10 protein-coding genes and 1 pseudogene are annotated in these 13,001 nt (G+C 53.8%); 4 read left to right on the top strand and 7 right to left on the bottom strand.

The features are described 5' to 3' along the window. Positions 1-41: 41 nt before the first annotated feature. Complete coding sequence (locus tag OEV49_08330) at positions 42-551, bottom strand: hypothetical protein (protein MDH3891080.1); 510 nt, start codon at positions 549-551, stop codon at positions 42-44. A 463-nt stretch (positions 552-1,014) separates the two neighbouring features. Here OEV49_08330 and OEV49_08335 point away from each other — a divergent pair, with 463 nt between their 5' ends. Both OEV49_08335 and OEV49_08340 read left to right on the top strand, forming a co-directional pair. Then, positions 1,015-1,689, top strand: coding sequence for a redox-sensing transcriptional repressor Rex (locus OEV49_08335; protein ID MDH3891081.1), 675 nt, complete (start codon positions 1,015-1,017; stop codon positions 1,687-1,689). A gap of 167 nt (positions 1,690-1,856) precedes the next feature. Then, positions 1,857-2,807, top strand: coding sequence for a tetratricopeptide repeat protein (locus OEV49_08340; GenBank protein MDH3891082.1), 951 nt, complete (start codon positions 1,857-1,859; stop codon positions 2,805-2,807). A 28-nt stretch (positions 2,808-2,835) separates the two neighbouring features. On the opposite strand, the gene OEV49_08345 is transcribed toward OEV49_08340, so the two are convergent. Continuing rightward, positions 2,836-4,755: a S8 family serine peptidase gene (locus OEV49_08345; protein ID MDH3891083.1), complete on the bottom strand. Its 1,920-nt coding sequence runs from the start codon at positions 4,753-4,755 to the stop codon at positions 2,836-2,838. Between the two features lie 32 nt (positions 4,756-4,787). Beyond that, the gene (locus OEV49_08350) at positions 4,788-5,855 is read right to left on the bottom strand and encodes a hypothetical protein (protein MDH3891084.1); all 1,068 of its coding nucleotides are present in this window, start codon (positions 5,853-5,855) and stop codon (positions 4,788-4,790) included. Between the two features lie 203 nt (positions 5,856-6,058). On the opposite strand from OEV49_08350, the gene OEV49_08355 reads away from it, so the two are divergent. After that, entirely contained in the window at positions 6,059-7,273 is a 1,215-nt protein-coding gene (locus OEV49_08355; GenBank protein ID MDH3891085.1) for a hypothetical protein, read from the top strand. 210 nt (positions 7,274-7,483) lie between these two features. On the opposite strand, the gene OEV49_08360 is transcribed toward OEV49_08355, so the two are convergent. Both OEV49_08360 and OEV49_08365 read right to left on the bottom strand, forming a co-directional pair. After that, a complete protein-coding gene (locus OEV49_08360) occupies positions 7,484-8,029 on the bottom strand; it encodes a hypothetical protein (protein MDH3891086.1) in 546 nt (181 codons plus the stop codon). A gap of 12 nt (positions 8,030-8,041) precedes the next feature. Next, complete coding sequence (locus OEV49_08365) at positions 8,042-8,584, bottom strand: porin family protein (GenBank protein ID MDH3891087.1); 543 nt, start codon at positions 8,582-8,584, stop codon at positions 8,042-8,044. 237 nt (positions 8,585-8,821) lie between these two features. Between OEV49_08365 and arsB the strand changes: the two are divergent. Then, positions 8,822-9,976, top strand: a pseudogene (gene arsB / locus OEV49_08370) (ACR3 family arsenite efflux transporter). Between the two features lie 50 nt (positions 9,977-10,026). Here the strand turns inward: arsB and OEV49_08375 are convergent. Then, positions 10,027-11,250: a response regulator gene (locus tag OEV49_08375; protein ID MDH3891088.1), complete on the bottom strand. Its 1,224-nt coding sequence runs from the start codon at positions 11,248-11,250 to the stop codon at positions 10,027-10,029. A 191-nt stretch (positions 11,251-11,441) separates the two neighbouring features. Beyond that, a complete protein-coding gene (locus OEV49_08380; protein MDH3891089.1) occupies positions 11,442-12,992 on the bottom strand; it encodes an ABC transporter permease subunit in 1,551 nt (516 codons plus the stop codon). Between the last annotated feature and the right edge of the window lie 9 nt (positions 12,993-13,001).

Genomic DNA, 13,001 nt, shown 5'->3' on the forward strand with positions numbered 1-13,001 from the left:
CTTAGTGATCGGTGCGGTTCTGTTTTCAGCGGCAATCTCCCTCAGGGCGAATACCGGGCCGGGTCTTTGCCTAAATAGATATCAGTGTAGGTAATGTCCGCACCGATGGCCAGCCATATCCGGTAAAATCCATCGGGGACATCGGTGCCACCCCAGGTGATGACATAGCGACCCGGGAACTGGATGGTTTGGACAAGCACCGCTATTGGTGCGCCTGAAGCCGATGTGACCTCGGCTCCGCCCCAAACCACCATTTCTTCTTCAGTCTCCAGAGGCCCCAGAGCCCGCACCAGCCACAGGGTAACCGGCGCTTCCTTTGGAACATGGTAAGCGATATCGATCGGCGGCAGCGATGGGTTAGGGTAAGCGATGATTGAATCGGTGGGCTTTCCCCAGGTGCCGATAATGAAACCCTCGTCGTCGGTGAGCCACATCCCTTCAGCACGCGGAGTGTTACCATGCTGTGCGCCGATCGGATTGAATTGATCCCACTCATTGCAACCCTGACTCAACAAAAGGACCAACCCGGCCAGAAATGCCACCCGGAGCATGAGAGCCCGAAAAAAAACGACATACCTCCAGTTTCAAAGCTTGTCGGCAACCTGGCCGGCTCACCGGCGGCGGCTGCCGTGTTGACGCCTCAATATGAAACCTGCCGGCTGCTGAGTCAAGACCGTTCGTCTGTCACATTGTATGGCGCAGCAGGGCCGCTCAGTGGACACAAAGGCAGTTTTGCCGCTGGAAAACAGGGAAAGAAACCGACTGAGACTCTGCCGCTGGGCTGCTCGAATCCAGAATTGGAAAGACCGCTATGGCGACAACGGGACCCCTGATGTCTCGTTGGTACAAGCTCCAGCCTTCCCGGTAAGCTATTGTGTCGTTGTTAGTTACAAAAAACTATAGAGCGTGTGAGGATTATTACCTTGACACAATTCCAGATCAATTGTATAATCAAGCATTGTGAAGCATTTCACATGTAAAGGGACCTATTTACTGACCGAATGAGGATAATTGATGGATGAGATTTTAGAACCGACGCCTCGAAAGAGAATTTCAGAATCTACGATTCATCGCTTGTCGCTGTACTTCCGAGCGCTTTCTATTCTTGAGAAAGAGAACTACGAGACTGTTTCCTCCAAGGAGTTGGCCCGACGTGAGAAACTCACACCGGCTCAGGTGCGCAAGGACCTGTCATTCTTCGGATCATTCGGCACGCGCGGACTGGGCTACCCGGTGGCTGATCTCAAAGCCAAAGTGTCTCGGATTCTGGGCATCGATCGCGTCTGGCGGGTGGCTCTGATCGGCATCGGCAACATTGGATCGGCTCTGGTCAGTTACAAGGAATTCATCAAACAGGGGTTCCATATCGTCAAGCTGTTCGACAACGATCAACGCAAGATCGGATCGAACCATAAAGGGATTATTGTATCGGATATCAAGAACCTCAAAGAGGAGCTGTTGGAAGATCGTATCGAAATGGTCGTCATCGCAGTGCCGGCTACGGTGGCGCAGTATATGGTCGATGATGTGGTTCGGGCCGATGTCAAGGCGATCCTGAATTTCGCCCCGATAAACCTGAAAGTGCCCGTCGATGTTCACGTTCGCAACGAGAACATGGCCATGGAACTTGAGTATCTGTCTTTTGCGATGGTCAACAACCATTTGCCAAAAGGAGCCGGCAAAAGTTAAACCGCTTCAGGGATGGAGCGGTTGGTACCTCTTTTAAGCGTCCTCGCGCTTAGGAGTGGACGGCCTGCGAAAGTGGGCCGTCCGTTATAATGAGCAATCCCCTGAGTTTGTAATAAAGATGATTCTGTTTGAATCGGCGCGAGAGCGCAAGGGTATAAGGTGACCAGATGATGAACAGACGGAAATACAGCAGGCCGTTGGCAGTTTGGTTGTTGGCCGTGCTTGTCTTGACCGGCGCAAGCCTCTATGGACAGGACTCGCTTCAGATATACCTGGATAAAGGGGCAGAACTGTTGGCCGAACGGAATTACCAGGGGGGCATGGACGCTTACCAGAATGCGCTGCGGCTTGATCCCAACAACTATATCGCAATCAAGAACATTGGCCGAAGTTTCGCCCAGCTTGACGACACGAAACAAGCTCAGGCGTTTCTGGAACGGGCCTACAAGATCGACCCGCTCGACCCCCAGGTGTGCAACAATCTGGGCGCGGTGTTTGCCGCCAATGCTAACTCCGGCGAAGCTATTCGGTACTTCGAACAAGCGGTGGCTATCGACTCCACCAACGAAATGTACATCACCAATCTGGGCCAGGAGTACTCGCGCCTGGGGCGGATCGGCAAAGCTCTGCCGCTGATGCGACAAGCCTGGGCGCTCAATCAGAAAAACTCCATGATTCCCTACACTCTGGGCAACTGTTTCGCTGCCACTCAAACCTACGACTCAGCCGAATACTATTACCTACGCTCAGCCAGTTTGGGTGGTCGCCCGGCTGAATTGTATTATCGTCTTGGCACGGTTCAGAACCGCTTGGGCAAAACATTGAAGGCTTCGGAAGCGTTTGTCGAGGCGCTGAAACGTCAGCCCGATTTCAGGGAATGTCGTCAGTCGTTGGCTATGCTATTCCTGGCCGATAAACAATACAAGGCGGCGGTTCAGGAGTTCGGAGTTCTTTGCGATGCCGACAGCGCTTTCTACCCGGCCTGGATCGGCTACGGCACGGCCTTGGCCATGGATGGACGGCCCGAGGAATCAGACCAGGTGTTGTCGCATCTGTTTGCCGTTGATTCCTCACTCGGTTACAAGATGCTTGAGGTCATCAACCTCCAGCGGCAGTAATGCTGTTCCTCACCGTTCGTAACTAAACTCACTCGAACACGTAGCACGGGTTTACTATTTCTGGTCCGCCTGTGAACATCCAATCGATCAAGTAGGTGGCGTCGTCCATATCAATCACGCCACCACTGCAATCCATATCAGCCAACCGAACCGATGGAAATGGCGCTGGACCTTCGGTAAACATATAGTCGACCAGGTACACCAGGTCGCCGATGTCGACCTGCATGTCGGCACTGTTGTCGACATTACCATGAGAGATCGACAGCACGGCCCGAAAGGCATCCACCCGCCCCCAACCATAGTTAGAGTCGGGCCTAAAACCTGTCCAACCCCACTCAGGCATCCAAACAGCCGAACTACAAAGTATCTGGTAAACCGTATCAACGGTGAGGGTGGAGTCGCGTGATAACAACAACGCGGCTGTGCCGGATACAAGGGGTACCGCCATAGACGTCCCGCCCGCTTGACAGTTGTAGTTGTTATCATTGGTGGCTGGAGGGCCCGGCGGCCCACATAGCCACGTGTGGTTAGTGTCCTTGAAATACCCGCCGTCATTTAGGCCAAGTGTGTCCATCTGATCCAGTGTCCAAACATCGCCATAGATTGTGTCTTCCGGATCGAACACACCTTTGCCCGCACTGGGAGCTACTATATCCAAGACCACAATGGTATCGTCGCCATAGAAATCCGGGCCAGACCCACTCCAAGGATAGTGATCGTCATCAAGATCAATGGCTCCTACGGCGAAACACTTTTCATATCGGGCCGGGTAGCTGACTGCATAACGCTGTTCCCCCTTGTTGCCGGAGGAGAATATGTGCGGGCAGCCACGTCCGTTGCGGCCAAACTCATAGGCGCTGTCAAGGGCCCAATTGATGGCCACTCTGTCAGTGTCTTTCACAGTAGCAGTCCAACCAAAACTCCAGCTACATGACAGAATATCAGCGCCCTGCTTGTAGGCATAGGTGATAGCCTCGGCCCGGCCCATATCGTCAATAACACAATCGAAAATGTCACCGGGTCCGTTACATAACATTTTCACGTTGAGAATGCTGACAAATGGATCCATTGATATCATTCCGCTGGATCGCACAAACTGCGAGATACTATCCGTAGAGTGTGAAGCAGCTATTATTCCAGCACAGGCCATTCCGTGTCCGGTAAACCACTCCGGTGTTGGAGTGCTATCTTTATGGGCGAAGTCGTAGCCGTGAATGATTCTCTCCGATGGCAGGTCTTCATGCTCATCCACACCCCTGTCCAGCACGGCAACTACAACGTCGCGGTTCATTCCGGCGAAGTCCCAGACAGAGGCGCTGTCGAAGGTCCCGATTACCTTCTTCAAGTGCGGCTGGAAGTCATGGTAGTAGTCATACAATCTGTAGCCGTCAGCCTCGACTCCCGGGCCGTAGTTTGGTTGGACAAAAGCGAGGCCGGGCAGGGTTAGGAAAGTATCGACAAGCTGCCAGAGACGCAGGTTTGATGAATCGGTATTAATAATCTCTGCCACATTGGTCATCGGCTGTCGGCCTAGTTCAAGGTCGTAGTGGGCAATCAGGCTGTCCACGAATTCAAGAGTAGTTCCAGGCTGCAACCCGACACAGAAGCTGGCCCCGACGAGACTGGGCGTGCCGATTTCGGATATGTAGTATGGTTCCACCAGAGATATCTCTTCGATACCACGTAGCGAGTCTAGGAAGTTGATGTACCCGTTTCCGGTTGTCAGAGAGCAGGCCATGAAGCCGTGATAAACGTGGTAGTCGTCAAGAACATCCGCTATCCTGCCAATGGCAGCCACTATGCTATCTTGTTGATCAACCGAGACTGTCTGGTCAAATCTGATTGTAATCTTCAGCGAATCGTAGCCAGGCTCGCGCGCTCCGGCAATCAAGGGCATAGCCAAAAGCAAGAGGCCAGCGTAAACTAGTACTGTCCGAGATGTGAGCACCGCATCTCCCCCATAAGTTTAGAGAGTTTTTGTTACGGTGAGTTCTGAATTGTCAGATAATTAACATTTTTCCCCTCCAACAATACATGGTTCGATAATTCAAAAGTATTTGCATTGACAACAGCTACCAGCCCACCGGCTGACAGTACAATCCATGTATCATCCGGTGTCACCTCGACATCTCGCATCGCATGGTACTGTACTCCACCCTCATGCACCACGTCAACTGGGTGCACCTCATTCGTTGTTATGTCATAGACACTGAACGAAGAACCACCTCCGCCACAGACACCGACCAACTCGCCTGGATGGGTGTATGGAATGTAGCGACCATTTGGAAGGAGCTCAATCTCGCCGTATCCTGCGAAAACAGACCGGTGTATGACGGAATCAGCATTCACGTCATAGACCTCCACTGCAGCATCGCATTCAGCATGAGCAGTCAGAAGATACCACTGACTGTCATCGGGAGATGGGATCACCTGACCTAAGCGCCAGGGAGTACAAACCCGTCGTTGAACATTGAAACCGCCTTCAATCTGCAACCGATAAGCATAGTCAGGCCAATGAGAGGCAAGGAACACTCTACTATCCGCAGAGAACCCACCGAACAGAACGCGGTCGGTGTCATGAAATAATAACGAGTACCCATCGGTGGAGAGGATATTCAGACCCTCCCGGTTGAGGACGGCCAAGTATTGACCATTGGGTGACACAGAGACCCCAAATTCAGCTGCATATGGTAGTACCTCTACTTGTTGAGGGTTAGCTATCTCAACCGCCAAAACGGAGTCTTCTAAAGCGAGATAGATACTCTCCCCACCGGGAGACACAACCATTCTCGGCTCCGGCACGCCGAGTGACGGCGTTCGAGGTGTTGGCAGGGCCGGCACCTGGAAAGAGTCCAGTTGCCCCGATAGAATGTGGTATCCAAAGACCCAGTTGTCGCTGTTTACGTCCGCGAAGTAGGCAATGTAGTCAGTTGGATCCGGTGGTTCCGGATCGGTCGGTGAGCGGTCGCACCCCCCTGTTCCCAGATAGTATAGCACACACGTCAAGAGCAGTATACTATGCCGCTGCACTCTCCCTGCTTGATTCATGTCGATCCCCTTATCTGAGGTTTCCCACCACCTACCATAACAAACGAGCCAACCTCAATTTCTGTCAAGACATTTTTATCCATCATATCCACTATTCTTGCGCGCGCCGGGCGCCCGATTTCACACCTAATCCGATAGCAGCCCCTCTTGTGCCCACATGTTTTTAGTTGAAAGGCCCCGGCAAAAGATGCATCCATGCGCCCATGAGATTGCGATGGACACTCATTCTGACTCTGGCCGTCGGCATCTGTGCCGGTGCGGCCAACAGCCGGGCCGAGACAGAGGTCGGGTATCTCTTTGTCGAATCGGAACCTAAACATGCACGCGTGGTGATCGATGGTGATGACAAGTTGATTGTGGTGTCACCGCTGTTATGTACGCTGTCGGTAGGACCCCACAAGCTCACTCTTTATTCTGACGATCACCTGCCCAACACGATCGGAGTCTACATTACAGCCGGAAAGATACTTCGCAAAAAGATTCGGTTCCTTGGTCCGCAACAGATAGAGCAGCTATCCGATGCCGGTTCTTATATGTCTGCGGTCAACGGCAATCTGTCCATTGTCACCGACATTTTCGGCGGTGTTGTGTTTCTGGATAGTGCGCGGATGAATGTCGCCCTGCCTGCGACCTTACGCTCGATTCCCTCTGGCGTGCATCATGTACGAGTCGAGCACAGTGGGCTGGGATTTGACACCACTGTGATAATCCATGCCGGTGTGACCGAGACGCTCAATCTCAGTCTGCTTCAACTGTGGGAGCTGCCGCCGCTTGATGTACTGCCGCCACCTGCAGAACTTTCACCGCCTACGGCTGCGGAGGTGCCACCACCGCCACCTGAACTGGTAACAGTTGTGGTCAACATGGAACTCCCCGGCTGCCGCTACCAGCGTGCCCTGGCACCAGAGAATGATACACCGTTCGACAGCTTTCAGATCGCCCTGCCGGGTGAATATGACACCGAGCCTGCGCCCGAAACGCCCGAAGTCGGCAACCAATCCGACGGCGACATGCGCACTTTGGCCTACCATCGAAACCGCTTGCCGGTCTGGGATGATGAGCGGATATCCATGCGGGGCGTCGATGCCGTGGTCAGTATACTAACTGAAGACTCGGTGATTGTCGTCTCGCATCGATTCGCAGTCGACAGCACCATGTCGCTCAGACCCCAGTCGGCTGATCTCGAAGTTGGCATGCCGGTGCGCTTGGCCAAACGCTATTCACAAACTTCCAAAGGTAGTGAGGTATCTTTCGAGGTTGAGTTATTCGTCAACCAGTCGATGAAATTTGCGGGCTTTGCCAATCTGCTGCCAATCCGCAAACGGTTCAGGCTCAATACCGATCTAAACGGCGGCGACGATATCAATGTTCGAATACGCATCGACACCCAAGGTGAAGTGTTCTTCAGATACTGGTAGCCAACGCGCCAGGTGCACAGGGCTGCTGACCTCAAACCGCTTACACTCTTTTGCAACACGTTACTTCCCTGTAGGGTGGGTCCGTCTTCGCCTGCGCGCCGAGGCGTGGACCCGCCGGATCGTCAGTGGTGCACGACATGAGGCCGCCCACAAAAAAAAACCGGCCTGCGCCCAGCAAGCCGGTTGTGAATTGAACTATCGATCTATCGATCAGGTCCCGGCTGTCAGAGTAACAACCACCTTGATCGAATCTACCGTGAACGAGCTGGTGGTAACATCGGCCATAGCCCAAAATTTGAACTGGCCGGTTTCCCCAAGCGTCTTCAAAGTAGACAGATTGGTAATGTGGCTGAACGACGCAGCGTATCCAATGAACGACTTACCGGCCGGCATCGGTACATCGACCAGAACGTGAGTAGCACCGGCAATGACCGCACTCTTGGACGAGGCGCCACCGAGCGACGACGCCAGAGCGTCAACGTAGCAGTTGAAATTATTGGCCGAGGCCGCCGAACTGTTCAGCCAGATTTCAAAACCGATGTTGTCGATATCTTTGATGTCATCCTTATGGTCCTGCCAGACGGAGTTATCAGTGATATCGAGGGCTTCATAGTAGTAGTCACCGGTGCCGTTGGGAGTGAGGTCGTAGAAGGTCTCCTCCACGACATAGGTGCCGCTGACGATTTTGCAGCCGGAGGGAACCAACAGGGCCAGGGCGACGGCAGCAACTATAGCTGTATGCAGTAGTTTTTTCATGACTGTCTCTCCCTATAATCCGAAGTGGTAGTTAACGCCGGCTGTTATCAGCGCAGCTTTCTTGGACCCGCCACCCTCGGTGCCGATTACATCGAAACGACCACGAACTTCCAAACCGAGCGAGGGTCCCACACCGATCTCTACACCCAGACCACCGGAGAGTCCGGTGTTGCTCTCATCGATCTGTAGATCATCGTTTTTGACCTTGTAGGTGCCGATACCGACAAAAAAGAACGGTGACAATCCGGGTCCGGCCAGAGAACCCAGGCGCGCATCGACTCCGAATCCGTTCACCTTGGCGCCGGTAGGATCGTCAATGATTTCATCAACATCCGGGTCACCATACTTCAGAAAGGTGACGTGCGGTTCCAGCGAGATCACCGAAAATGCCTTCACACTCGCCCTTATTCCAAAAACCGTCCCCTGCGACTGGTCATCCTGCGCCACCGGGATACCGACCCCGCCAAAGGCGCCGACACCGGCCGACAGACCGGCCGCCGATGCCGACTGAAGCATCAGTAACAAGCCAAGCGTTACCATTACTAACTTCTTCATAAATCCTCCAGGATTGATTCGGGAGGGCCATGCCTCCCACGAATTAGTTTCAAACACATAAGTCTACCTCTGCAACTATTCGTTGTCAAGACTGAATACATCTACATTTCAATAATCTGAATACGTGCATAACTGCTATTTCTGTTGACCTTATACCCAGTCTGTATGTACTTTTCGCGATACGCTATGCCGCCGTTAGCCGAAGCAGCGCCGGCGGAACGAGGACAGAGAGTGAACATGAACGATGAGAACTGTCGAATGAGCCGGTCACATGCCTTGGGTTTCTTCGAGCGCTACCTGACCGCGTGGGTGCTTATCTGTATTGTGTCAGGCATCGTTCTCGGCAAGATCGCTCCGTCGGTGGCACATTTCCTGGACGGCCTGGCCATAGAGTCCGGCGGCGCGCCGGTGGTATCGATCCCGATCGCCGTTTGCCTGTTTTTCATGATGTATCCGATAATGGTCAAGATCGATTTTGCCGAGGTCCTCTCGGCCGGTCGGAACATGAAGCCGGTACTGTTGACGTTGTTCGTAAACTGGGGCATCAAACCGTTCACTATGTACGGCATCGCCACGTTTTTTCTGGGGACACTGTTCCTGGGGCTGATCGGACCGGAGGCAGTCGATCATGTCAAAATGCCGCTGGGCTTGAATCTGGAGGTCGGGACGACTTACGGTTCCGGGACGGTGGTCTTGATCGACGGCATTCGGATGCTTGAGGTGCCGCTATGGCGCAGCTACCTGGCCGGATGCATCCTGCTGGGCATAGCGCCCTGCACCGCTATGGTGTTGGTGTGGGGCGACCTTTCGCACGGCAACGCCGGACATACGCTGGTTATGGTCGCTATAAACTCGCTCACCATGTTGGTCCTGTACGGCCTGCTGGGTGGATTCCTTCTCGGTGTGGGCAGACTGCCGGTTCCCTGGCAGGCATTATTGCTCTCGATTGCCGCCTATGTCGCTCTGCCGTTGGTCGCCGGTTACCTCTCGCGGCGATGGCTTATCGCGGCAATGGGTGACCGGTGGTTTAAGGACAAGTTCCTGCCGGTGTTGTCACCGGTGACCATCACCGCCCTGTTGGTTACGCTGGTGCTTTTGTTTTCCTTCAAGGGGGAAGTCATCCTGGGAAACCCGCTAACTATTCTATGGATCGCCATACCGTTGTCCGTGCAAACCATCCTGATCTTTGCCGTCGCTTTCGGACTTACACGGGTATTACGTTTGAAGTATGAAGACGCCGCACCATCGGCCTTGATAGGTGCATCCAATCATTTCGAGGTCGCCATCGCTACGTCCACGATGCTCTTCGGTTTGTCCTCCGGCGCCGCGCTGGCTACCGTGGTCGGCGTGTTGATTGAGGTTCCGTTGATGCTCTGGCTGGTGCGTATCTGTTTACGCGCGCGGGCGCGCTTTTAACTCGGCTTCAGCCCACGGACACTGTCTCAAGCCGAAGGTTCTTCGATCGGATCAGTCTGCTCTCTCTGCCGAAACTGTTCACACACGTCGGTAACGCCGATCTTATCCAAATAGGACTGATTGGCCAACGAAGATTCGTCGCCGACATTAAAAGGATTGCGCTCGTGATGGAGCGCATCGGCCATGTGTACGGCCGTGAGGATCGTGCGTTGGGGAATTGGCATCCGCTCCGGATCGTGGTGCAGCGCTACCGGTTCGAGAATTGAATCCGGCAGACCCCACAACGACAAGAGATGGGTGCCGATTTCAGCGTGAGTGACATTAAGGACTTTTCTTTCAGCCTCGTGGAAAGGAATCGACTTCTCGTCGGCCAGTTCGAGCGCCTCCTGTAACTCGGCCCGGAAATGAGTCAACATCACCAGTTTGCCTATATCGTGTAACATCCCGGCCATCAACGCCTCATCGCACTCCGGCCGTGGCAAACCGATGGCTTCGGCTATCTTCTGAGACTGAGACCCCACGGCCATACTGTGACCGTAGATGCTCTCGATGGAAATCTTGTGTAAGGCGGGAAAATCAAATTGGCTGAACGCCCCAGCCGTCAAAACCAACCCTCGGACCGCCTCCAATCCAAGCAGGTTGACTGCCTGCGTGACGTTGTCGACGTGCCGGCTGAGTCCAAAATAGGCCGAGTTGATCATTTGAAGGAGTTTTGCCGTTAGACTGATATCCTCTGAGATAAGGGCGGCGATTCTCCCTATCGACACAGTGTCCGATTGGATTTCATTCATCAGTCGATTGTACATTTCCGGAGGACTGGGCAGAGTGCCGATGGCTGCAATTCGTATATGCAACTCCTCCATGGCCAGGACTTCCCTGAGCCCCAAAGAAGTTGTCAGGAAACCGCGCAATGTCTCCGGGTTGCACGGCTTGCTGATCAAGCGGTGCGCGATAGAGGTGGACTCAAGCATGACCTTTCGATCGCTGGCATCGGTCTGGATAAAACGAATTGTACCAGGATAAAGGTCACTGATCTGTTTGAGCAGTTCCACCCCGGTCATTGTCGGCATATCGAGGTCGGTGAGGACTATGTCCGAGGGGCACCGTTTCATTGCCCTTAAAGCCTCAGCCCCGTTTGTTACGAATTCGACTTCCCATTCATTCTGCCGTCTGGCAAGGATCTGACGGATGCCTTCAATTGTGGCCGACTGTTCATTTGCGAAAACAAAAAGGATTCGCTTGCGGGACATGGATGTTCTCCTTCTGTGGTTTTCGTTTCTCGGACTAAGACTTTTTGGACTAAAGCAGGTTCGTGCCTGTTGGGGGAATATCCCAGAATAAGCTGCCTGGACCCTGCTATAGTATCTCTATCGGTTTTTTGCGGAAGGTCTGAATGAAGATGGGTAAAAATACGGTAGTAATCAGGTAGGCCGAGCTGTCGTCACGTACCCATTCGGTGACGGCCGGCTGCAAACATGATCGGAATCAACAGCGCAGTTGCCCCGGCATAATACAGCGGTACGCCGGTCGTGATGGCCTCCGGGGAAGCGGCCAGGAAATCCAACGGCACGATATGGTTCATCGGCCCGACATACCAAAGAGTCATGTAAACAACCTCAAACAGCTTGTTGGTTCCGCTTACTTTTCCCAGAGTCATGGCCAGGGTGGGAATAAAGAGGGCCGCCGTCAGCCACGCCGCAAGATAGGAAAACTGACCCAGGATGAGAGCCTTGATAGCGATTCCACCTCCAGCGACGAGAGCGACAGTAATTCCGGCCAGCCAGGCGACCGGCAATTGACGCGACACCGGGTACGGACAGCTGACCATAATCTGCGACGTGTTCCACCTGAGTTCACGCGTCCCCATTTTCGACCAGACTAACAGCGGCCACACCCATGCCACCGGCAAAATATAAGTTCGGGCAATCTCGAAGGGCGCAGCCAGCGAGGCAACGATCAAGCCCAGCTGCACAACGTACCAGGACCAGTGAAAGCCCTTGAGCATCACCCTGAGTTCGGCCAACAAAAGTGCAACCGGGCTGAACACCGAACGCACCGCGGCCAAATGACTGAGATGGTAAGGTGTGGTCTCGGCAAGAGAACGAACCATACCGTTGTTGGAATCCACGGGAGTCTTTTTGACCCGGCGCTTTGTTTTCGATGGATCGAATCGGTCAAAGAACGGCACCGCCAGCATGGTAATAAAGAAGGCCAACCCGACACAGAAGAAGTGCGGCTGCACCACCGCCCAGGTCCACTCGATACCGTCCCATTGGAACTGTTCCAAACCGGGGAAGAACTCCGGATTGAGATTGAAATTCAGTTTGGCCCCCGGAAACTGAGCCAAGGCCGCTGTTTTCATGCTTGTCTCAAAAAGGTTGAGCCCAACAAAGTCGAAAATTGGACGCTTGGTCTCCATGGCCAGCGGCAGGCTCATCGTTATCATGATCAGGTAGACGGCATTCCCCAGCCCACCGCGCAGCCACCGGATCGATTCGAACAGTATTGCAAAGGCGGCCGTGAGCAGCATAGTCGGCAGCCCGATGTACACAAACGGCGCCAGCAAATGCCACAGATCAAAGCTGCCGGAACCGGGGTCGACAAGTTGCATGACCGCTCCTGATGCCGCTACAATCATCAACATCGAGGTCAAAACTGCAAAGTTACTGAGGAGCTTGCCGAACAGATAGCCTATTCGCGTGAGCGGTGTAGTGGCGAGTATCTCGCCAACGCCGGTGGTCCGGTCGCGATCGATAGCGTTTTTGATCACGTAGAATCCGAACATCATCAACAGTAGCGTGCAGGTCATGGTCATGGTGCTGCCGACCCAGGCTGAGTTACCGACACCTCGATAGTTGCCCAGTCGAGCCGTGAACTTTCCCACGTAGACCAGGTATCCCAGGTAGAGATTGAGTCCGAGCACGACCAGAAAGCTGTAACGCCTGGTGCGTTCACGGAAGTCGGCCAGCACGGTGTGGTAAAGAGCAGTCATTGCCGGACC

Source organism: Candidatus Zixiibacteriota bacterium (assembly GCA_029860345.1).
Lineage (GTDB): Bacteria > Zixibacteria > MSB-5A5 > GN15 > FEB-12 > JAJRTA01.

What these genes read in the sequence shown, in the direction of transcription:
- OEV49_08330 (MDH3891080.1), bottom strand. Translation starts at nt 551, where the DNA reads ATGCTCCGGGTGGCATTTCTGGCCGGGTTGGTCCTTTTGTTGAGTCAG.
- OEV49_08335 (MDH3891081.1), top strand. Translation starts at nt 1,015, where the DNA reads ATGGATGAGATTTTAGAACCGACGCCTCGAAAGAGAATTTCAGAATCT.
- OEV49_08340 (MDH3891082.1), top strand. Translation starts at nt 1,857, where the DNA reads ATGATGAACAGACGGAAATACAGCAGGCCGTTGGCAGTTTGGTTGTTG.
- OEV49_08350 (MDH3891084.1), bottom strand. Translation starts at nt 5,855, where the DNA reads ATGAATCAAGCAGGGAGAGTGCAGCGGCATAGTATACTGCTCTTGACG.
- OEV49_08355 (MDH3891085.1), top strand. Translation starts at nt 6,059, where the DNA reads ATGAGATTGCGATGGACACTCATTCTGACTCTGGCCGTCGGCATCTGT.
- OEV49_08360 (MDH3891086.1), bottom strand. Translation starts at nt 8,029, where the DNA reads ATGAAAAAACTACTGCATACAGCTATAGTTGCTGCCGTCGCCCTGGCC.
- OEV49_08365 (MDH3891087.1), bottom strand. Translation starts at nt 8,584, where the DNA reads ATGAAGAAGTTAGTAATGGTAACGCTTGGCTTGTTACTGATGCTTCAG.
- OEV49_08375 (MDH3891088.1), bottom strand. Translation starts at nt 11,250, where the DNA reads ATGTCCCGCAAGCGAATCCTTTTTGTTTTCGCAAATGAACAGTCGGCC.
- OEV49_08380 (MDH3891089.1), bottom strand. Translation starts at nt 12,992, where the DNA reads ATGACTGCTCTTTACCACACCGTGCTGGCCGACTTCCGTGAACGCACC.